The sequence below is a fragment of the Bacillus sp. MUM 116 genome (genome assembly GCF_001866655.1).
Classification (GTDB): domain Bacteria; phylum Bacillota; class Bacilli; order Bacillales; family Cytobacillaceae; genus Neobacillus.
This window is the reverse complement of sequence record NZ_MLYR01000003.1, coordinates 1-20325: the sequence shown is the minus strand read 5'-3', so window position 1 is coordinate 20325 and position 20325 is coordinate 1. Positions and strand designations below refer to the sequence as shown.

The window sequence follows — 20325 nt, the reverse complement described above, 5'->3', positions numbered from 1 at the left end:
GGGTCTTTTTAAGACAATTGATAAAGCGTATTTAATACTTTAATATAGTCAATTCTTGCTTGGAATCCAAGCGGAATATAGCACCCATGTTGCTCAATTTCAGCTTTGGTAATTGATTTCCTTCCTCCTGTTTTCATTCTTTCCCAAAAACGCAATAAGTTTTTCGCTTCTAGGAAATAAACCTGTTCCTGTTTAGAAAATCTTAAAATTACGAAACAGATACCTCCCTGGTGCAGTACCTCTTCCATATGACGGATTTGGTGCTCGTGGAAATTCTTTAAGGGAAAAGAACTTGAATTCTGTGTTTCTTTTGCTTCAAAATCAATATATTTACCTTTATATACTCCGTTATAATCTGTCGTGGATGCCTGTTTGAAATAAGCTTCCTTTATGACAGCCGCACTGCGCATCGGGTAATCCACTTGAACAATTTGAACAGGCGTAGGTTTCTTATGAACAACGGCAATTTTTTTCTCTCTGTAATATTCATTTGTAATATTCAAGTCTTCTTCAAGGGTCATTCCCCGGTTACTGTAAGATTCATTTTTGCTTCTATTTGTGGTTTTGGTAATTGCTGCATCTGTTGGAATATACCGTTTTCCATTTGGATAATTCACATTCATCTCTTGCACCTCTCAAACTATTACCTATCATAACAAAACAGAGAGAAATTGGGTGCATAAAAATTTACAAGTTCCATATTCTAATCATTACTATTTGTATTCTTACAAGGGAAGAGCCGTATGAATCATTTTACAATACAGGAAGATGAGATTATCCGTCAAATAAAAACTAAAACGGAAAAGAAAAATATCGATAACATTTCCAGAACCAATGCCTATTTCCGTTATTTTAAAAAAAATCCTGATATTATTTGGTCATTTCTTGCCCATATGGTGTCTCGAAATGGGGGATGGAATATGTGTGACCTGGAAGGTTCCGTTTTCCCGCAACTTCTGGAACCCAAAATTAGAAAACAGCTTTTTCTAACGTACGAGCGGGCGAATTGGTTAATATTCCATGATGTTTTCCCTCAATTACTGATCTATCAATATTCGACGAAATTAGACCGTCCCATGTTTCATTTACTTCCCTTTTTCAACGTATCTTCCTTTATTCAAAAAGAATGGTTTCATTATTGGAATGAAAGAGATAAGTTCCGTATGACAAAGGCTTTAATTATAAATGAACAAAATGTCATTCAAGCTCCAATTATTGAGCACCCGGTATATAAAAAGAAAGTGTTCCGTTCGATGATTTTTACATTTCAAGATTGGCTTCATTTTAGCTGTGTTTTGTTTCCAACCTGCGGGGGAGAGGTATATGGGTCCTGCGTGACCGGCTTTAGGTCTGTTTCAAAAAGGATTCAATTAGGGAAACGGCTGGCAGACATACTTTTTCACCCGCGTTTATTTCCTTATTTTTTTGAATTTGCGAATCGCACTCCTCATACAGGTTCGAGGTATGATTATGAACAATATTTCAAAACAAAATTTGAACCAAAAACACCAATTTTAAGGGCTGCTTTTCCTGTGATTGAACATCATCAGCATATGCATGAGGATTGGAGTAGACTGAAGCATGTATCACCAACATGGCTGCACGCACCTGTCATCCATCAACATTCGATTCACTTGACAGATTGGTATTTCAAAAAAATGAGTCAACTTGAACTAATACTTGCTCTAAAAAAATCACTGGATTAAGAAAAGCGCAGGCGCCTTGAACAGCCCCGAAGCTGGACCATTCTCAAAGCAATTTATAAATTCTTATACTATTAAAAAAAGCAAGGGTTAATCCCTTGCTTTTGATTCGCTCTTTTATTCCGCTGGACGATTGGGACCACCAAGTTTTTTATCACCGTAGCCAACTTTTTTATCGGCCTCTGATTGTCTCGGATATTTGTTTTGTTGCTTCTTATTTGTCATTAATAAAACACCTCCATTCCTAGCTTGTACGTTTTTATCTATTTCATTCCATTTAAGTTTTGTCGAAAAGACAAGTTGGTAATGCCAAATTTACACTTTGTTTGACGAATAACTTCTAGTTTTGTCAGGGGAGAAGGAAGCAGGAAAAAAAGGGAGAATTATACCCAATAGAAAAACGTAAGGAGGCTGTTAATAATGAATAAGCCAATGTCTGAAAAAGAAAAGTTGCTTACGATGCTGACGGATATTTACGATCAATTGGAAGAATTAGAATCGGTTCTTGAGGCATCATTCTCAGACCTTCGAATTAGTTTGGAAGAAGAAGAACATAATAAAATGACAGTGCCAAAACAAAGATTATCAGCCATTGAGGAAGAGATGGGACATCTCATCCCTGATATCTGCAATAATACAGAATTGAAGCAAAATCATGGTTCGGGAAGGCTAAAACTTGAACTTGGCTTTTAATAAACATAAAATGAAAATATCCTTTAAGGTAGCTTTACATTAGGCTACTTTTTATTTTTTCCAGAAAGAAGGGAGTAAGTGAAGGAACAACTTTCGAAATTAACCCTAAAGCTGTTGCACTATAATCAAATATGTTTAAACCATTATCAAAACGTGCGTGAAACGGGGATAAAACAGGATTTTTATCAGGTGATTAAACCTTTTGCGGACGAGGTTAAAGCAGCCTCGGGTGAGTGGAAGAAATTAACGAAAAATTGGCTGAGAGAAAACGAACGTAAACATATTCATGAAAAACAAATTGATTTAACAGCTGAACATCTTTCTGACCTATCCATTCAAGCATTTTTCCCGGAAACAAGTCGTACGAGGTTAACGAATACAAATCGAACAGTTGAATATTTTTTGACAGCAATTGTAAAGGAATTGGGAAAATAGAAAGAGATGCCAAATGGGGCATCTCTTAAATTTGATTAATTAGAATTTTCGATGAGGGAGTTTTCCTTTTCAATTTCAGGAATAACCGCACCATGGGATTCAAGCTCCCGAACTAGAAGGCGATATTCCTTAATGTTAATTTCATTGTGAATATAGGCTTTCTTGGCAAAATCCATAAGTGCATTAACATCGTCAGTGCTATAATCTCGACTTCGAATAAATTTGCTTTTTAATTCATGAATGTCCATAGATTTCTCCTCCTTCACCTTTTTATTATCGTATCACGAAAAAAAAGGATTTTTTGTTTTTGAAATATTTAAACTTTAGACAAATTTCGCTCCTTTTTGACAAATTGCTGTTATTTCAAAAATAATCACCTTTCTTGGGATTTTATCATAAAGTGAAGTAATGAAAGTGCGGAGGAGATGTTTGCCCATGTATGGTAACTATAGGCCAAATCCCTACTTCAATTATGGATTACCGGGGCAAAGGAAGCCTGGGTGGTCAGTTGATTTTGGAAGAAATAATCAAGTAATGTCATTCAATCAGCCATTTCCATATCCGCCCCCAATTCAAAATTATGACTGGAATCAGTATCAGCAGCAAAATCCATACCTGCCAAAAATGGTAGCGCAAAACTATAATCAAGGAATGTTTCAACAGCAAATGCCCATATCGAATCAGCAGTTTTCACAGAAAGATTCGCAATTTCTTTTCCAAAACCCGCTTCAGCCTCAGGAGAAAAAGGTTCCAAACCAGTATATGCCAATGAATGGGTATCCGATGATGAATCCTTATCCAAAACAAAATATGCTCCCAAAACAACCTGGGGGAATGAAATCGATTATGAATTCGTTTAAGTCTCAAGACGGGACGGTTGATCTTAACAAAATGATGAATACCGCTGGTCAAATGGTTAATGCTGTGAATCAAGTGTCAACACTTGTAAAGGGGCTTGGCGGAATGTTTAAACCCTAATAGAAAGACGGCTTTTTATAAGCCGCCTTTTCTTTTTACACTATTATCTTTATTCATCGATTCTGATTACTTTACCTTTTTCTTGAGGAATACGTATTTGTAATAAGCCATCCCGATAGGAGGCTTTTACTTTTTTCTCGTTGACGGGGTATGGTAGTGAAATCGTTCTGGAAGAGTGTTGGCGTAACTGTCTTTTAGAGTAAAGCTGATTTTTCTCATCTTCCTTCGTGATCATTTCATTATTTTCGATTGAAATCGTTACGTAGTGTCCGGAAATATTTAACTGAATCTGTTCTTTTTTGACTCCTGGAAGTTCTGCGGTAATAATATATTCACCGTTCGTCTCAACCGTTTCAACAGGAAAGGCTGAACTATAAGGGAAGGGGGTTTTAAACAATTCATCAATTGATTGTAAAAAGCCTCTTATTGGCTGTTCATGAAACAAATCATTCACGGATTTAAATAAATCACTGAAAGGCTCAGTCTTTGATTTTTTTTTGTTATTTGAATCGCTCGGCAGCATGGATGACATGGCAATTCCCTCACTTTCAAGAATTTCACACAACATCATATGCTGATATTCCTAGGTATGTGCCTGAATAACCGGCAAGCTTGGAAGTGAATAAAAATGACCAAATAAAAAACCGCTGCCAATTGAGGGAGCGGTGCTTCCATTATAGTAAATGAATTTCTTCCATAAGAATATCGATATCCAGCATCATATTTCCTTCATCGTCAACTTCGATTAATTCCTCTTTTTTCATTTTTGTCAATGTCCGGCTAATGGTTTCACGGGTTGTTCCAATCATATTGGCAAGATCCTTATTGGTGAACTCCGCTTTTAATAGGATGGTGCCATCTTCACGTTTATTGCCATACTTTTGAGCAAGTCGTATGAGCAATTTTACAATTTGTTCATAGGTATTATTAAGAATTTGTTCTTCCAACCGGTTTTGCAAATCAACAATTTTTTCTCCGAGAACGCGAAATACCTTTATACATAACTCAGGGTTCTCGATTAACACTGTTTCAAATTTTTGAATCGGGATGGCTATTAAGGTTGATGGCTCAAGGATTTCAGCATATGCTGGATAATCTCCTTTTCGAAAAAAGCCAACATGCGGAAACATTTCACCTTTTTTCATAATATTAACTAGTTGTTCTTTCCCGCTAATATCACTTTTATAGATTTTTACTTTCCCATTTTTAATAAAGTAGACATTTTCAAGCGGGTCTCCCTGTAAAAAAACATGGCTATGCTTTTTCCATTCTCTCACAATCGCAATATCGGTTATTTTGGTTAATTCATAGTTATTTAAGTCCCTAAAAAGAGTGAATTCTGAAAGAACTTTTTTAATTTCTTCTATTTTCATGCTTTCACCACATTAAATTAGTTTTAGTCTATTGTATCAAATATATTACCAATAATTTAACTTATACCCCAGGCAATTTTAAAAAAGGGCTTTAAATGTTACAAAATTGTGGCAAAGAATAGATGGGATAATCCTCCAGCCAATTAATGAGGAAAAATCTCCGTTAACTCTTTAACCGCGAACGTTCATTCGCTAAAATAGTAGTAATGAGGTGAGGTTTATGAAGTTGAAAAAAAAACTGCAGGAAATTATATCTGAATTAAAGACAAATGAGCGATTTAAAGAAAATATTGTAACATGGCGGACGATTGAAGAAAAACCGGCACAAACGGCTGCATTGCCGGATACATTACATCCTGTTTTAAGACAGGCTTTGAAGAGTAAGGGAATTCAAGAACTATATACACATCAAAGTACGGCATATGAAACGATTATGGATGGAAGAAGCATTGTTGCAGTGACTCCAACTGCCTCGGGTAAGACCCTTTGTTATAACTTGCCTGTTCTCGAAACTATTCTTCAAAACCCAAACTCACGTGCATTGTACATGTTCCCAACAAAAGCACTTGCACAGGATCAGAAAAGTGAAATAAATGAAATTATTCAGGCTGCAGGCGTAGATATAAATAGTTATACCTATGACGGAGATACTCCCGCAACGATTCGGCAAAGGGTCAGAAAAGCGGGACATGTTGTAATTACGAATCCGGACATGCTTCATTCTGCGATTCTCCCACATCATACAAAATGGGTATCACTATTTGAGAATCTTAAATTTGTTGTAATCGATGAACTGCATACGTATCGAGGGGTGTTTGGCAGCCATGTTGCCAACGTGATACGCAGGTTAAAACGGATGTGCCGATATTACGGCAGTAATCCCGTTTTTATTTGTACATCAGCAACAATTGCAAATCCCTTGGAGCTTGCAGAAGCGTTAACAGAAGAAAAAATGGAGTTAATCGATAATAACGGCGCACCGAGCGGCAGGAAACATTTTCTTTTTTATAATCCTCCTATTGTAAACAAGCCACTGAATATCCGGCGGAGTGCAACCCTTGAAGTTAGGAAAATTGCCGGAGAATTATTAAAAAATAAAATTCAAACGATTGTTTTTGCCAGAAGCAGGGTAAGGGTTGAGATTATTTTAACTTACCTTCAAGAGCTGGTGAAAAACCAATTAGGCTCAAAATCAATTATGGGTTATCGAGGCGGGTACCTGCCGACAGAAAGAAGGAAAATTGAAAAAGGCCTGCGTTCAGGCGAGATTTATGGGGTTGTCAGCACAAACGCCCTGGAGCTCGGAGTAGACATTGGACAGCTCCAAGTTTGTATTATGACTGGGTATCCCGGGACAATTTCGAGCGCATGGCAGCAGGCGGGCAGGGCCGGAAGACGACATGGGGAAGCCCTTGTCATCATGGTAGCCAGTTCAAGTCCACTCGACCAATACATTATTCAGAATCCGGAATACTTTTTTAATAAAAGTCCGGAAACAGCAAGGATCAATCCCGATAATCTCATTATTTTAATTGACCACATGAAATGTGCGGCATATGAGCTCCCGTTTAAACAAGGAGAAAAATTTGGGGCTTTGGACACTGAGGAATTGTTAGAATATTTAACAGAGGAGCGCATTCTTTATCGAAATGGTGATAAATGGTATTGGATGAATGATTCCTTTCCGGCCCATAATATCAGCCTCAGGTCTGCGTCTCAGGAAAATATTGTAATTGTTGATCAGTCTGATGTGGCGAATGTACGGGTAATTGGTGAAATAAACCGTTTTTCCGCTATGACATTGCTTCATGAAGAAGCCATTTATTTGCATCAAGGCAGGCAATTTCAAGTTGAAAAGCTTGATTGGGAAGAAAAAAAGGCATTTGTTAGAGAAGTGGACGTCGACTATTATACCGATGCAAATTTAGCGGTCCAACTAAAAGTGCTTGAGGTCGATCGACTTTCCTCTCAAAAATATGCTGAAATCGGTTATGGTGATGTAAGTGTTCGCGCAATGGCAACCATCTTTAAGAAAATCAAATTTGAAACCCATGAAAATATCGGTTCGGGGCCTATCCATCTGCCTGAAGAGGAGCTTCATACAAGTGCAGCTTGGATATCATTGGATCAATCATTTACTGAAATGGGTCAGGAAAGATTAGAACAGGGATTGATTGGAGCGGCTCATGCCTTAAATCATATTGCCCCATTATTTGTGATGGCGGATCCTCAGGATATTCATGTAATCCCGCAGGTGAAAGCAGACCATAACGAAAAACCAACGGTATTCTTTTATGACCGCTATCCTGGTGGAATTGGTTTAAGTGAAAAAATTTATCAGGGTATGCAAGCAGTATTTGAAGAAACTAGAAAAATGCTTGAGGTTTGTCAATGTGAATCAGGATGTCCTTCATGCATTGGCGCTGATACAATAAGCGAACTTGCCAAAAAAGATGCAATCAATATTATAAATGCTTTTGTACAGCCTTCCCGGCTATAAAGGAAGTGTAAACAATGTCATTGAAAAATAAACTAAATCGGTTAAAACCACATATTTCAACGGGGGTACAAACTGAAAAAAATAAGGATGTCCAAGGAAATTCATTTTTGGAGATTCCATTTCGGGAGCAATGGGAAAAAGAAAAAGTCTTTCCATATGTACTGGATCAAAACTATTGTCTGATTCGTGAGGTAAAATATCCATTATCACAGCAGCATGGACATTATCGTTTTCACGATTTTCTAACAGCTATTGAAATATGGAACAAGCAATCGATAAATCATCCATTATCTGCAGCAGGCCATCGTGCGGAAGAATTGTTCTTTTTTGACACAGAAACAACCGGACTTGGCGGAGGAGTTGGCAATACTATTTTTTTACTTGGTTATGCCAGTTTTACAGGAAAGGAAATCATATTGCGACAGCATATTTTGCCTAATCCGGGTGCAGAGGTCCCTTTATATCATAGTTTTTTGGAAAAAGTAAACTATAAAACCCTCGTTACCTATAATGGAAAATCATTTGACTGGCCGCAAGTAAAGACAAGGCATACCCTCGTCAGGGAGCATGTACCGAAACTTCCTCCGTTTGGGCATTTTGATTTATTTCATTCCGCAAGGAGGCTTTGGAAACATAAGCTAGACAGGTTAAAATTAGCTGTTGTCGAAAAAGAGATATTAGGGGTTGAAAGGATTGATGATATTCCGGGATTTTTGGCGCCAATGATTTATTTTGATTTTATAGAAAGTAAGCAGCCCGACGGAATGATTGGCATCTTAAAGCACAATGAAATGGATATTCTCTCTCTTATCACTTTATATACTCATTTAACCTTCCAAATTTGTGGTGTCGATCCGAATCGGACAAGAATGGAAACATTTGAGGTTGGAAGGTGGTTTGCTGCATTAGGCGAAAAAAACGAAGCAAAAAAGGAGTTAACGAAACTTTTAGGCGGTACCGACCTTCCGTCTGAAAAGGCCAAATTGGCTCTTGCCCTACAATTGAAGAAGGAACAGGAATGGAAAAGGGGTGTGGAACTTTTAATTGAAACAGCAAAATCAGAAGATGTCGGGATAGCTTTGCAATCGTATCTTGAATTGGCAAAAATATATGAACATAGAATAAAAGATATGGAGATTGCGAGAATATACTGTATAAAAGCAATTGACACAGTTAGTCAACTTCAAAATCACAAAAAGGATACCCATCCGCTTTCATATTATCAACTCGAGTTAAGATTAAAACGATTGGAGAAAAAACTCGGCAAATTTCCTGGGGAACCGCAAAATTCCCATAAAACTTCTTTTCAAGAATAATATTCTTTAAGTTTCGATTTATCGTAACAAAAATTTCATAATTTATTTGCAAAAAACCGGCATTTCCATATTGTTTATCGTCATTAAACAGGGTAAAATGTAAAACTGTGTGAGTAAAAACGACAAAAAAATAATGATGGAGATGGTAATATGTATAAAGCAATCTTGTTTTTATTTTTTGCTGTCGTTTGTTTGACTGCTGTCCTTTTTACAAGCTTAAAAGATAGCTTTTATTCGCTCTTTTAGGTTTCTTAAAAATAAAAGATGTTCGGCTAAAAATTAGGTATTTTCCTTAGTACAAGAATCCTCTTTTCTTCATAGCGTATTAGTGTAAATAGATTATGATTTGAAAGGAGAGCTTGATATGTTTTTAGGTACGAATGTTACGCCGCCAGTCATTCATCCGACAACAAACCTTGTGAACCATACCTTCTCATCAACGGTGGTGCCTCATATCCATCCTGTCCACACTACAACAGTGAACCATCATATGTTTCAACACAAACACTTCTGTCCACAATCAGCTTCATGCTGTGAAGATGTTTGTAATCAACACATTAACTGTTGTTCACCTTGTGCTGCCCCTATGGGTCCAGGGTTTGGACCTGTTGGCCCAGGGTTTGGACCAGTAGGCCCAGGATTCGGAGCACCTGGTCCAGGGTTTGGAGCACCTGGTCCAGGATTCGGAGCACCTGGTCCAGGGTTTGGAGCACCTGGTCCAGGGTTTGGAATGCCTGGTCCAACACCGTTCATGGGTCCAAGACCTTAAAATGATTTAATTCTTTGCAAGGGCTTTTTAGCCCTTGTTTTCTTTTTGTTTACTTTATTGTATGTTATTAATGGAAAAGTGTTTGTCCCATTTAAAAAAATTTTATGGAGGGAGTTCACTTGCCAAAAGTGCTCACAATTTCCGGCTATAAGCCTTATGAATTAGGAATCTTTCAAAATGACCATCCATCTGTATTTTTTATAAAGGCTGCCATCAAAAAAGAATTGCTTCGAATGCTCGATGAAGGGCTGGAATGGGTACTCATCAGCGGGCAATTGGGAGTTGAATTGTGGGCAGGAGAAGTTTTATTCGAACTACAGGAAGATTTCCCGAATTTAAAGCTTGCTGTTATTACACCATTTTTGGAACAAGAAGCAAATTGGAGTGAAAAAAATAAGGAATGGTACGAATCTGTTTTGATGCAGGCAGATTTTGTTGACTCCGTAACAAAAAAAGGCTACGAAAAGCCATGGCAGTTTCGTTTGAAAAACCAATTTTTCCTTGAAAAAAGCGATGCACTCCTGCTCCTATATGATCAGGAAAAAGAGGGAAGTCCCAAATACTTATACGAAATGGCTCTCCAATATCAATGCCGGAAACCTTATCCTATCCAATTAATCACTTTTTATGATTTGCAGCTAATTGTTGAGGAAGAACAATTAAAGCAGTCTGATTTTTAATCATTTAGGAAAGATAAATTGACAAAAGTGCATATTTTTGAAAAAATAATAGGTAATGATTGGCGAATTTTGAGGTGATTTGAATGGTGTCTGATAAAATGAAATTAACAGCTAAGGATATATTGGAAAAAGAGTTTAAAACAGCTGTTAGAGGGTATAAACAAGAAGACGTTGATAAATTTTTGGATTTGATTATTAAGGATTATGAAATCTTCCACCAAGAAATTGATGATATGCAACAGGAAAATCTCCGCTTACGCAAACAGCTTGAAGAAACTTCAAGAAGGCAGCCGATTTCTCAGCCTGCCGGAACAACAAATTTTGATATTTTAAAGAGATTATCCAACCTTGAAAAACATGTTTTTGGCAATAAATTATATGATTAGAAGAAAGTTCCCGATTTTCCTAATAAAAACCATTGAATTATGTACGTGAAATACATATAATAAAAAATGTCTTCATTAAATACGTTCGGGTAATCGCTGCAAGGAGCCTCTTGGCGAATTGTAGAGGAAAGTCCATGCTCGCACGGGCTGCGATGCTCGTAGTGTTCGTGCCTAGTGAATTCATAAGCTAGGGCAGTTGGGGCAAGAACCCAGCTGACGGCCGGGAAAGTACCTAAGTCCTTTGGATATGGTATGAATACCTATAAAAGTGCCACAGTGACGGAGCCTTTCCAGAAATGGAAAGGGTGGAACGCGGTAAACCCCACGAGCGAGAAACCCAAATTATGGTAGGGGCACTTTCTCTGAGGAATTGAACAAGGAGAAGGACAGTTTCATTCATGAATCTGTAGATAGATGATTACCACCGAAGTACGAGACTGAATAGTCGTTTGTAGTACTATGGTACAGAACATGGCTTACAGAACGTTTTAATGGGAAAGTATAATGGATAATGAATAGCTCTCCTGCACTGGGGAGCTTTTTATTGTTTATTACACTTGTCTGCATTCACATAAATTTTTTCGTCAATAATGGATTTATACATAAAGCTTATAGATTAAGGGTGAAGAAATGGGAAATTATCAAATTATCGCAACCTCCGCAATGGGTCTTGAAGCCTTAGTGGCTAAAGAAGTCCGGGACCTTGGATACGAATGTGAAGTTGAGAATGGCAAGATTACTTTTTCTGGTGATGAATCAGCCATTGCAAGAAGCAACTTATGGCTTCGAACAGCGGACCGCATTAAAATAAAGGTTGGCGAGTTTAAAGCTTATACCTTTGATGAATTATTTGAAAAGACAAAGGCATTACCTTGGGAAAAATATTTACCAGAGAACGCTGAATTTCCTGTTATCGGGAAATCGGTGAAATCAAAGTTATTTAGTGTTTCAGATTGTCAGGCAATTGTAAAAAAAGCCGTAGTAGAAAGAATGAAAATTCATTATAAAAGAAACTCTTGGTTTGAAGAAAATGGTGCATTTTTCCGAATTGAAGTGGCTTTATTAAAGGATGTTGCAACAATTACGATTGATACTAGCGGTCAAGGGCTTCATAAACGCGGATATAGGGCCGAGCAAGGGGAGGCACCATTAAAAGAAACACTTGCAGCAGCACTTATCATGCTGACAAATTGGAAACCAGATCGACCATTTATAGATCCTTTTTGCGGTTCTGGTACGATACCAATTGAGGCTGCATTGATTGGTCAAAATATTGCCCCCGGTTTTAACCGTGAATTTGTTTCGGAAAGCTGGGATTGGATATCAAAAAAGGTATGGGAAGAAGCCCGGGAGGAAGCAGAATCTTTGGCCAATTATGATCAGCCTCTGCAAATTATGGGGTCAGATATCGATCATCGAATGGTGAAAATGGCTCAGGAAAATTCCTTTGAAGCTGGTTTCGCTGACATGATTCAGTTTAAGCAAATGCAAGTAAAAGACTTTACAACAAATTTGGAGTATGGAGTCATTGTCGGAAATCCGCCATATGGGGAAAGAATTGGTGAGAAAACAGCCGTTGAACGAATGTACAAGGATATGGGGGAAGTATTAAATAAATTTGATACCTGGTCCATTTACATCTTGACCTCAAACGAAGACTTTGAGAAATTTTACGGCAAACCTGCAACCAAAAAGCGGAAACTATTTAACGGCTCGATTCGAACTGACCTTTATCAATATTGGGGGAAACGGCCGCCAAGGCAGCAGGATTAGACATTTCAATGAAAGTTAAGATGTCCTGCTTTTTGGGATGCTGTATTTTATGAGGAGGAACTTATGCAAAGCAGATTTCCATTTACTGTTTCAAAGACCGAGTCCTTTTATGACAAATTAAGCGAGTGGATTGGGGACTTATTTTATGAAATTCTTCCTGATTCAGGATTTGAATTAAGGGATGAGCAAATTTATATGGCCTTTCAACTTGAAAAGGCTTTTAAGGATAAAAAAATTATTTTTGCTGAAGCGGGTGTTGGGACTGGGAAAACAATTGTTTATTTGCTCTACGCGATAATGTATGCCCGTTATACAAACCGCCCAGCAATCATCGCATGTGCTGATGAAACCTTGATCGAACAGTTAGTGAAAAAAGAAGGAGATATTTCAAAACTTGAATCCGTTTTAGGATTAAATATCGATGTCCGATTGGCTAAATCACGGGACCAATACCTATGTATCAAAAAGCTGGATCAGGTAAAAGATATAGACCTTTCCGATGAACTGGGTGATATTTATGAAAATTTACCTGAATTCATTCATGCAGATAGTTCTATGCAGGCTTTTGAAAGGTATGGTGATCGCAAGGATTATCCGGCCATTCCTGATGAAACATGGGAAAAGATCAATTGGGACGCTGTTCAGGATTGTTTTTCCTGTGAGAAACGTCACCGCTGCGGCTTGACGCTGCATAGAGATTACTACCGTCATGCAATGGATCTTATCATTTGTTCCCATGATTTTTATATGGAACATGTTTGGACAAAAGAATCCAGGAAACGTGAGGGTCAACTGCCGTTATTACCAGAATATTCATCCGTTATATTTGATGAAGGCCACCTGCTGGAATATGCTGCACAGAAAGCCCTAAGCTATCGCTTTACTGACACCATGCTTGAGTCACTTCTCACAAGGTTAATGGAAAATGAAGTTCGGGAAAATACTCTTTACACGATAGAAGAGGCATTATTGGAAAATGATATATTTTTCAATGGAATCGAAAAGTTTTCTAATTCATCACTCGGTTCTGAAAAACAAATCATTACAAAACATCCAACCTTAATTAAGCAGGGAAGGAAACTGCTAGATACACTGCAAAAGCTTGAAGAAGAGCTTGTTTTTGAAAGTGAATTATTTGTTATCAACGAATATGATTTAAAAATAGTGGAGGAATATCTCGAGCAAATTACTTATTCGCTTTCACTTTTTCTTAAGGAAATGAACGGGATTACCTGGTTTGAAGAAAATAGGGGAGAACGGACATTGGTGATTATGCCGAAATTGGTGGAAGAGGTATTGCGTGATGAGGTATTCTCGCAAAAACTTCCATTTGTGTTCTCTTCCGCTACCTTATCCAATCAGAAATCATTTAATTATATTGCCAAAAGTCTTGGGATTGATGAATTCTTATCTTTTTCAGTGTCTTCTCCTTTTAATTATGAGGAGCTGATGAAGATTCATCTTCCCCGCTTTGAAAAAGATGGAATGGCGGATAAAGTGGAATATTTAACGAAGAAAATGATCGAATCAGAGGGCCGCACACTCATTCTCTTGAATAATAAAAATGAGCTGGCCTTCCTCAAGGAACAATTGCCAGAAGCTCTTCCATATCCAATTTACTTTGAAGGGGATGAAGAAATCAGCACACTTGTATCAAAATTCCAAAATGAAGAGAACTCGATACTTTGCTCTATCCACCTTTGGGAAGGGCTTGATATTCCCGGACGTTCTTTAGAGAATGTTATGATTTTTTCGCTACCGTTTCCGCCAAATGATCCTGTCTTTATTGCTAAGCGGGATGGTGTGCAAAATTCATTTGAAGAAATTGATTTACCCTATATGCTGCTTCGTCTGCGTCAGGGAATTGGAAGGTTAATTCGAAGTGAGAAAGACCAGGGAATGGTTCATATTCTACTAAAGAACGATATATGTTCGAATATTTTAGATAAAGTTAAAGAGATTTTGCCTGTTAAAGCACAAGAAGTGTAAATGAAAAGGGTCACGATAGCCGTGACCCTTTTCGTATTATCTTCCCAACAATCTAAGGCCTTCGGGTGTCATTTTTTCCGGACTCCAAGCCGGTGTCCAAACAAGGTCTACATCAATCTTTCTCGTTTCCTCGATCCCTTCCACACAATAGCGAACACCGCTGGTAATACTGTCATGAAGCGGGCATCCCGGCGTTGTTAAGGTCATGATAATCTTGACATCCCCTTCGTCTGAAACGTCTAAATCATAAATTAAACCAAGATCTACGACATTAATGTTAAGCTCAGGATCATAAACAAATTTTAACTCGTTAAGAATTTTTTCTTTTATATTCATGATAAACACCTCACTATTTTTTTAATCCGCCTATAATATTGATTGCAATGATGATTAGAGCAATGGATAAAATCAATTGCCCAATCGTAAAAAGAATGGCAATTTTGAAGGTTAATGCAGAAAACACAATCAAAACACCGAGAATGAAAAAAGAAAATAGCGGAGGAACAAGCTTTTCATTCATCATCTCCTTTAAAGTTGGAACTGCCTTTTTGCCCATTTCCTTACTATATTTAAAAGTCCACCAGAGGAACGGGACAATTTTAAATAAATAGCCAACGATACTTAGGATAATCCAGAGCATAATATAGGAATAAATAAGCGGGCCAATAAACTTGTTTAAAACTTGGCTCCAAACAAGTATGAAGGCAGCTAAATGAATGATATAGCCAAAACCGATTGCAGCTAATGCAAATGAGAATGGCTTATCTAATTTTTTCTTCAATCTTTTTTTAACAATGATTCTGATATGCCAGCTAAAGATGGCAAAGCCCACGAGTAATAGGAAAAAACCAAGTTTCACAAGAAGACTGTTACCAGTAAAAAAAGCGATGAACGTAACAACGAGACCGGCCGTATAAAATCCATATACATATCTTGCCTGAACCATTGGAAATCCATGAGATAAAGAAAACATTGGGACCATTTTATAGGAAAAACCAAAAACCAAAAGGGTAAACCAGCCTGTGACCCCCATTAACAAATGGCTTTTAAAAATGGCCTGGTAGAATTGTGCGCCATTTCCGGTTTTTAAACAATAAATTAATGTAATACCCATGAGAATAGTGATAAATAAACAAAACAGTGCTGTGCCGATAAATACGGTTAAGATGTTTGGTTTAGATTGTTTTTTTAAAGTCATTATCATTTGGAATAAAAACATTAAGATACCAATTAAGGTAAGGGCTCCAGGAATGATTGCATTCTGAGGCGATGAATAGAGTGAGCTGGTAAAGCCCATAATGCCTGCAGCTGTAACAAAAAACTGTAAGAATCCAAATTTCTCATTCCAGATTTTTGTTAAGAATGCAACAGGTACTAGCTGATACATTGCCCCCATCACCACCATTAACGCCCAACCTAAAACGAGCATATGAGCAGCCGACCAAATGGCAGGAATTCTAAAGCTGCCCCCAGTTAGCAAATCTCCATTAAATAAAAGAACAATTTGTGATAGGATCAAGGCAATTAAACTAAAGAATATAAATGAAAAGGGAAGTTTAATATTGGTCTCACTCCCCATATTTTGTGGAAGCATAAGTTACACCTTCTTATCGGAAGATTTCAATTTTAAAACTTCCGTCGTCTTGTTGTTCTGTTCGCTGCTTATATCCTAATTCTTGCAGTTGCTCATAGAGGAACATCGGTCGCCTATCGTTGATGATGGTTAAAACATCATTTTCACCAAGTGTTTCTAAAGCAGCGAGTGTTCTCATCATTGGTTGTGGCGGTTCTAAACCGCGATTATCTAGAATCATGTCATTCACCTTTCTTTATTTTTGTCTGTGTTAAAGGACATTGTTGATTTTTTAACCCTGTTGATTAGGGCGGAAGGCACGAAGACTCCTGCGGGAGTACGGGGCAGGGGAGACCCCACAGGAGCGTAGGCGACGAGGAGGCTCCCCGGACCGCCCTAAGGTGCGCGAAGTGCCTGGAGCGAAAATCAACAGACAAGTTTAACACAGCCTATTTTTTAATAAAGGTAACCTTCCAGTGATCTTTTGCAATTTCCTCTGCTTCATGGGTAAAGCCTCTTGTTTTTAAAACGGCAATTAATGGAACGGGTTTAAAGGGTGCACGGAGAATGAAAATGTCACTTTCTTTTAAATCTTTAATTGCCCCCATTATTTTTTGAAATGGCTCCAGTTTGTTTTTTAAATCCTCACGTACATCCAGTTCAACCACTCTTGGTTCCATAACATAACAACTCCTTTTTCAATTCATTTTTAATATATATAGTGGAAACTCACGGAAGTTCGTAACTAATAGAATAGTTCTTGCTTTAACGATTCCCGGCCGATGAAATAGTAGCCATCATCATCAAGAAAGATGAATTCTTTTTTTAAAAATTGATTAATGGTCCGGCTAACCGTTTCTCTGGAGGTGCCAATCATATTGGTATTTCTCCGTGTTCCAGGACAGAGACAATTTGTTCTTTTCCTGAAAAAGCGTTTTATAAATTTTTACTTTGCCACCATGGATAAAGAAAACCCGGTCCATCGGATCGTCCTGCATAAAAACATACATTTTATGCTAAAAAAACGAGTCTGGGCAATCTCAATAAAAGGTGTAAGCTCCATAGCTGTCAATTCGTTAAAGATAGGGACAACCGAAAGTCGCTTTTATAATGTCCTCTTGCTTCATTAACATCACCTTCGTATTAGTAATTCGTTATGGCACCATTTTAACAATGCTTACGCAACAAATATGTGACCTCCATCATACATCAATGAAAATAATTCTCAATGTGTCAACTTTGTGAAAACAACACGGAATGATGAGTAATAACATCAAGTGTGTGATTTGTTTCACTTTTTGCTTTTTAATAAACCGTTACAATTCGATTTGTAAATGAATTAAGGAAGGATGAGAAAGAATGGAAATACAGCGGGAAACACCTACAAAAGTAAAAGCAAATAAAAATGGGCTGTTAAAATCCATTTTAATTGCAACCATTTTAATAAGCTTCACCGTTTTACTTTGCGGCGGCTATTGGATCTTTAAAGAACAAGCGCCAAGGCCGTTAGAAGTAACAAATCAAAATGGTGAAGTTCTTTTTACAAAAGCTTCTATAATGGGCGGGCAGGCAGTTTGGCAAAAATACGGTTTAATGGATTATGGTACAGTATTGGGACACGGTTCCTATATGGGACCGGATTATACGGCTGAAGCATTAAAGATTTATACTGAGGGAATGCAAGATTATAAAGCAAATGAACAATATGGTAAAAAGTTTGCTGATTTAAATGCGGATGAAAGGTCAGCTATTAAAAATAATGTCATTAAAGAAATGCGTAAAAACCGTTATGACAGCAGCAAAGAAACATTAAAACTAACAGATGCACAAGTTTTTGGACTTGAAAAAGTAAGAACATATTATAATGATGTATTTACAAAAGGTGACGGCTGGGGATTAAAAGCAAACCTTATTAAAGACTCAGATTTGCCGAAAAATGACCGTGCCTATGTAGCGAATGGCGATCAAATCAAACAGATTTCCGATTTCTTCTTTTGGACAGCATGGCTTTCTAGTACAGTACGTCCTGGAGACAAAATTACCTATACAAACAACTGGCCTTACTATCAAGATGCAGGAAACCATTTATCCTTCTCGGCTATTTGGTGGAGCGGTGCAAGTGTAACGATTTTTGTTCTGATGGTAGGAGTTATTCTTTTTGTGTTCTATCGATATCAATTTGGAATGCAAGAGGCATATAAAGAAGGAAACTTCCCAAGAATCGATTTACGAAAAATACCGGTAACAAGTTCGCAGGTTAAATCAGGTAAATATTTCGTTATCGTATCCATACTATTCTTTGTACAATGTATGTTTGGGGCATTGCTTGCCCACTATTATATCGAGCCGAGCAGCTTCTTTGGAATCAAATGGATTCACGATATTCTTCCATTCAATATTACAAAAGGTTATCACTTGCAGCTTGCGATTTTCTGGATTGCAACCGCATGGTTAGGAATGGGGATTTATGTAGCACCGCTTGTGGGCGGCTACGAACCGAAGAAACAAGGTTTATTGGTTGATATTTTATTCTGGGCCTTAGTAGTTCTAGTTGGCGGCAGTATGGTAGGCGAGTGGCTTGGTGCCAACGGCTATCTTGGAAATGAATGGTTCTTATTAGGTCATCAGGGATGGGAATATCTAGAGTTAGGACGTTTATGGCAAGTTATTCTAATCGTCGGCATGCTAATCTGGCTGTTTATTGTTTTCCGGGGGATAAAAACAGGGTTGAAAAAAGAGTCTGATAAAGGCGGTTTGATTCACTTATTATTCTATTCTGCCATTGCTGTACCAGCTTTCTATATCTTTGCTTTGTTTATTAATCCGGATACTAGCTTTACCTTTGCCGATTACTGGCGCTGGTGGATCATCCATTTATGGGTAGAAGGTATTTTTGAAGTATTTGCAGTTGTTGTTATTGGTTTCTTAATGGTTCAATTAGGTTTAGTAACGAAAAAATCTACTGTTAGACAATTGTATTTCCAATTAATCTTGCTTTTAGGCAGCGGTGTAATTGGAATTGGTCACCATTATTACTATAATGGATCTGCAGAAGTATGGATTGGACTAGGTGCTGTATTCTCAGCAATGGAAGTTATTCCATTAACATTATTGATTCTTGAAGCATATGAACAATATAAAATGATGCGTTCAGGCGGGGTAGAATTCCCTTATAAAGGTACTTTCTGGTTCTTGATTTCAGTTGCAGTCTGGAACTTGGTTGGTGCAGGTGTGCTAGGATTCCTAATCAATCTGCCAGCAGTAAGCTATTTTGAACACGGACAATTCTTAACACCGACACATGGTCATGCTTCAATGATGGGGGTATACGGTATGTTTGCAGTTGCCGTTCTTCTTTATTCATTACGAAACATTGTAAAGCCTGAAAGCTGGAATGATAAATGGATTAAATTCAGCTGTATTGCTTTAAACGTGGGATTAGCGGGAATGGTTTTCTTCTCCTTACTTCCTGTAGGGTTCATGCAAATTAAAGATGCTTTTGATCATGGCTATGCTGCAAGCCGTTCACATGCGTTCCTTCAAAAGGATATTGTTCAAACCATCTTAACTTGGCGTGCAGTTCCTGATACCATTTTCTTAATTGGGGTTCTTGTATTAGTGTTATTCTGTATCAAGTGTCTATTCAATTTACGTAAACCTACACATGGAGAATTAGAGAAACTTCCAGTTAAAGATTTAACCTTTGATGAAGAATAGTGATCGTAAAAACCCGTAAAGCTTAGCTTTTCGGGTTTTCTTCTTTTTTCTTTGCTGTTTCATAGCACTCAAAACAATAAATCTTTTTATCATCCGTATGGATTCCATTAAAAAAGCCATCTAAACAATAGATTTCTTTATTGCAGCACTTACAAGTTCCAACTAATTCCCTCATAACGGTACCCCCATAAAATGTATTATTAAAATCATGTTTAAAGTGTGATACCACGCACTCTTTAGAATAAAAACTTTTTTTATAATGGCTATGTTAAAGGTTAATGTTGATTTTTGACACTGTTGATTGGAGCGGAAGGCGCGAAGACTGCTGTGGGAGTAAGGGGCAGGGGAGACCCCACAGGAGCGAAGCGACGAGGAGGCTCCCCGGACCGCCCACGGAAAGCGTAGCGCCTGAAGCGGAAATCAACAACCAAATTTAACAG

The 20325-nt window shown here is 37.7% G+C and carries 22 protein-coding genes and 1 other RNA gene; 13 read left to right on the top strand and 10 right to left on the bottom strand.

All coding sequences use genetic code 11. The features are described from left to right. Window positions 1–8: 8 nt before the first annotated feature. On the bottom strand, window positions 9–623 hold the full coding sequence (gene recU / locus BIV60_RS00785) for a Holliday junction resolvase RecU (protein WP_071353844.1): 615 nt from the start codon (window positions 621–623) through the stop codon (window positions 9–11). A gap of 120 nt (window positions 624–743) precedes the next feature. Here recU and BIV60_RS00780 point away from each other — a divergent pair, with 120 nt between their 5' ends. The 3 genes from BIV60_RS00780 to BIV60_RS00770 all read left to right on the top strand — a co-directional run bounded on the left by BIV60_RS00780 (window position 744) and on the right by BIV60_RS00770 (window position 2831). Continuing rightward, entirely contained in the window at window positions 744–1706 is a 963-nt protein-coding gene (locus BIV60_RS00780) for a DUF2515 domain-containing protein (RefSeq protein ID WP_071353843.1), read from the top strand. Window positions 1707–2123: 417 nt separating this feature from the next. Then, window positions 2124–2396 (top strand): hypothetical protein, encoded by a 273-nt coding sequence (locus BIV60_RS00775; protein WP_071353842.1) that lies wholly within the window; start codon window positions 2124–2126, stop codon window positions 2394–2396. A 78-nt stretch (window positions 2397–2474) separates the two neighbouring features. Next, complete coding sequence (locus tag BIV60_RS00770; RefSeq protein ID WP_071353841.1) at window positions 2475–2831, top strand: DUF1798 family protein; 357 nt, start codon at window positions 2475–2477, stop codon at window positions 2829–2831. Between the two features lie 35 nt (window positions 2832–2866). Here BIV60_RS00770 and yppF read toward each other — a convergent pair whose 3' ends face one another. Then, window positions 2867–3079, bottom strand: coding sequence for a YppF family protein (yppF, locus tag BIV60_RS00765; protein ID WP_071353840.1), 213 nt, complete (start codon window positions 3077–3079; stop codon window positions 2867–2869). 187 nt (window positions 3080–3266) lie between these two features. Here yppF and BIV60_RS28035 point away from each other — a divergent pair, with 187 nt between their 5' ends. After that, window positions 3267–3809: a YppG family protein gene (locus BIV60_RS28035; protein WP_256218256.1), complete on the top strand. Its 543-nt coding sequence runs from the start codon at window positions 3267–3269 to the stop codon at window positions 3807–3809. Window positions 3810–3858: 49 nt separating this feature from the next. Here BIV60_RS28035 and BIV60_RS00750 read toward each other — a convergent pair whose 3' ends face one another. Beyond that, window positions 3859–4380, bottom strand: coding sequence for an Hsp20/alpha crystallin family protein (locus BIV60_RS00750; protein WP_256218255.1), 522 nt, complete (start codon window positions 4378–4380; stop codon window positions 3859–3861). A gap of 103 nt (window positions 4381–4483) precedes the next feature. Then, window positions 4484–5182, bottom strand: a complete 699-nt coding sequence (locus BIV60_RS00745; protein WP_071353838.1) for a Crp/Fnr family transcriptional regulator — start codon at window positions 5180–5182, stop codon at window positions 4484–4486. A gap of 220 nt (window positions 5183–5402) precedes the next feature. Here BIV60_RS00745 and BIV60_RS00740 point away from each other — a divergent pair, with 220 nt between their 5' ends. The 8 genes from BIV60_RS00740 to BIV60_RS00705 all read left to right on the top strand — a co-directional run bounded on the left by BIV60_RS00740 (window position 5403) and on the right by BIV60_RS00705 (window position 14595). Continuing rightward, window positions 5403–7682 (top strand): DEAD/DEAH box helicase, encoded by a 2280-nt coding sequence (locus BIV60_RS00740; protein WP_071353837.1) that lies wholly within the window; start codon window positions 5403–5405, stop codon window positions 7680–7682. A gap of 14 nt (window positions 7683–7696) precedes the next feature. Then, window positions 7697–8998 (top strand): ribonuclease H-like domain-containing protein, encoded by a 1302-nt coding sequence (locus BIV60_RS00735; protein ID WP_071353836.1) that lies wholly within the window; start codon window positions 7697–7699, stop codon window positions 8996–8998. A 364-nt stretch (window positions 8999–9362) separates the two neighbouring features. Continuing rightward, window positions 9363–9767, top strand: a complete 405-nt coding sequence (locus BIV60_RS00730) for a CotD family spore coat protein (RefSeq protein WP_071353835.1) — start codon at window positions 9363–9365, stop codon at window positions 9765–9767. A 119-nt stretch (window positions 9768–9886) separates the two neighbouring features. After that, a complete protein-coding gene (locus BIV60_RS00725) occupies window positions 9887–10447 on the top strand; it encodes an SLOG family protein (RefSeq protein ID WP_083402042.1) in 561 nt (186 codons plus the stop codon). Window positions 10448–10530: 83 nt separating this feature from the next. Beyond that, complete coding sequence (gpsB, locus tag BIV60_RS00720; RefSeq protein WP_071353833.1) at window positions 10531–10833, top strand: cell division regulator GpsB; 303 nt, start codon at window positions 10531–10533, stop codon at window positions 10831–10833. A gap of 81 nt (window positions 10834–10914) precedes the next feature. Then, an RNA gene (gene rnpB / locus BIV60_RS00715) (RNase P RNA component class B) lies at window positions 10915–11317 on the top strand. A gap of 146 nt (window positions 11318–11463) precedes the next feature. After that, window positions 11464–12606, top strand: coding sequence for a THUMP domain-containing class I SAM-dependent RNA methyltransferase (locus BIV60_RS00710; protein ID WP_071353832.1), 1143 nt, complete (start codon window positions 11464–11466; stop codon window positions 12604–12606). Between the two features lie 63 nt (window positions 12607–12669). Beyond that, a complete protein-coding gene (locus tag BIV60_RS00705; RefSeq protein WP_071353831.1) occupies window positions 12670–14595 on the top strand; it encodes an ATP-dependent DNA helicase in 1926 nt (641 codons plus the stop codon). A gap of 36 nt (window positions 14596–14631) precedes the next feature. Here the strand turns inward: BIV60_RS00705 and BIV60_RS00700 are convergent, their stop codons facing one another. From BIV60_RS00700 to BIV60_RS30795, 5 genes are all read right to left on the bottom strand, one after another. Beyond that, window positions 14632–14931, bottom strand: coding sequence for a metal-sulfur cluster assembly factor (locus BIV60_RS00700; RefSeq protein WP_071353830.1), 300 nt, complete (start codon window positions 14929–14931; stop codon window positions 14632–14634). Between the two features lie 13 nt (window positions 14932–14944). After that, window positions 14945–16189, bottom strand: coding sequence for a hypothetical protein (locus BIV60_RS00695; RefSeq protein WP_071353829.1), 1245 nt, complete (start codon window positions 16187–16189; stop codon window positions 14945–14947). Between the two features lie 13 nt (window positions 16190–16202). Further along, window positions 16203–16409 carry a DUF2249 domain-containing protein gene (locus BIV60_RS00690; RefSeq protein WP_071353828.1) on the bottom strand — a complete coding sequence of 69 codons (207 nt, stop codon included), beginning with the start codon at window positions 16407–16409 and terminating at the stop codon, window positions 16203–16205. A gap of 208 nt (window positions 16410–16617) precedes the next feature. Continuing rightward, a complete protein-coding gene (locus tag BIV60_RS00685; protein ID WP_071353827.1) occupies window positions 16618–16848 on the bottom strand; it encodes a DUF2249 domain-containing protein in 231 nt (76 codons plus the stop codon). Between the two features lie 65 nt (window positions 16849–16913). Then, window positions 16914–17045 carry a hypothetical protein gene (locus BIV60_RS30795; protein WP_371261497.1) on the bottom strand — a complete coding sequence of 44 codons (132 nt, stop codon included), beginning with the start codon at window positions 17043–17045 and terminating at the stop codon, window positions 16914–16916. Between the two features lie 482 nt (window positions 17046–17527). Here BIV60_RS30795 and BIV60_RS00675 point away from each other — a divergent pair, with 482 nt between their 5' ends. After that, complete coding sequence (locus BIV60_RS00675; protein ID WP_071353825.1) at window positions 17528–19885, top strand: nitric-oxide reductase large subunit; 2358 nt, start codon at window positions 17528–17530, stop codon at window positions 19883–19885. Between the two features lie 22 nt (window positions 19886–19907). Here BIV60_RS00675 and BIV60_RS29400 read toward each other — a convergent pair whose 3' ends face one another. Beyond that, on the bottom strand, window positions 19908–20060 hold the full coding sequence (locus BIV60_RS29400) for a hypothetical protein (RefSeq protein ID WP_177177197.1): 153 nt from the start codon (window positions 20058–20060) through the stop codon (window positions 19908–19910). Between the last annotated feature and the right edge of the window lie 265 nt (window positions 20061–20325).

Bases quoted from the DNA above. Each gene is read 5' to 3' on its own strand.
- recU (WP_071353844.1), bottom strand. From the start codon at position 623: ATGAATGTGAATTATCCAAATGGAAAACGGTATATTCCAACAGATGCA.
- BIV60_RS00780 (WP_071353843.1), top strand. From the start codon at position 744: ATGAATCATTTTACAATACAGGAAGATGAGATTATCCGTCAAATAAAA.
- BIV60_RS00775 (WP_071353842.1), top strand. From the start codon at position 2,124: ATGAATAAGCCAATGTCTGAAAAAGAAAAGTTGCTTACGATGCTGACG.
- yppF (WP_071353840.1), bottom strand. From the start codon at position 3,079: ATGGACATTCATGAATTAAAAAGCAAATTTATTCGAAGTCGAGATTAT.
- BIV60_RS28035 (WP_256218256.1), top strand. From the start codon at position 3,267: ATGTATGGTAACTATAGGCCAAATCCCTACTTCAATTATGGATTACCG.
- BIV60_RS00750 (WP_256218255.1), bottom strand. From the start codon at position 4,380: ATGATGTTGTGTGAAATTCTTGAAAGTGAGGGAATTGCCATGTCATCC.
- BIV60_RS00745 (WP_071353838.1), bottom strand. From the start codon at position 5,182: ATGAAAATAGAAGAAATTAAAAAAGTTCTTTCAGAATTCACTCTTTTT.
- BIV60_RS00740 (WP_071353837.1), top strand. From the start codon at position 5,403: ATGAAGTTGAAAAAAAAACTGCAGGAAATTATATCTGAATTAAAGACA.
- BIV60_RS00735 (WP_071353836.1), top strand. From the start codon at position 7,697: ATGTCATTGAAAAATAAACTAAATCGGTTAAAACCACATATTTCAACG.
- BIV60_RS00730 (WP_071353835.1), top strand. From the start codon at position 9,363: ATGTTTTTAGGTACGAATGTTACGCCGCCAGTCATTCATCCGACAACA.
- gpsB (WP_071353833.1), top strand. From the start codon at position 10,531: ATGGTGTCTGATAAAATGAAATTAACAGCTAAGGATATATTGGAAAAA.
- BIV60_RS00710 (WP_071353832.1), top strand. From the start codon at position 11,464: ATGGGAAATTATCAAATTATCGCAACCTCCGCAATGGGTCTTGAAGCC.
- BIV60_RS00705 (WP_071353831.1), top strand. From the start codon at position 12,670: ATGCAAAGCAGATTTCCATTTACTGTTTCAAAGACCGAGTCCTTTTAT.
- BIV60_RS00700 (WP_071353830.1), bottom strand. From the start codon at position 14,931: ATGAATATAAAAGAAAAAATTCTTAACGAGTTAAAATTTGTTTATGAT.
- BIV60_RS00695 (WP_071353829.1), bottom strand. From the start codon at position 16,189: ATGCTTCCACAAAATATGGGGAGTGAGACCAATATTAAACTTCCCTTT.
- BIV60_RS00690 (WP_071353828.1), bottom strand. From the start codon at position 16,409: ATGATTCTAGATAATCGCGGTTTAGAACCGCCACAACCAATGATGAGA.
- BIV60_RS00685 (WP_071353827.1), bottom strand. From the start codon at position 16,848: ATGGAACCAAGAGTGGTTGAACTGGATGTACGTGAGGATTTAAAAAAC.
- BIV60_RS30795 (WP_371261497.1), bottom strand. From the start codon at position 17,045: ATGATTGGCACCTCCAGAGAAACGGTTAGCCGGACCATTAATCAATTT.
- BIV60_RS00675 (WP_071353825.1), top strand. From the start codon at position 17,528: ATGGAAATACAGCGGGAAACACCTACAAAAGTAAAAGCAAATAAAAAT.
- BIV60_RS29400 (WP_177177197.1), bottom strand. From the start codon at position 20,060: ATGAGGGAATTAGTTGGAACTTGTAAGTGCTGCAATAAAGAAATCTAT.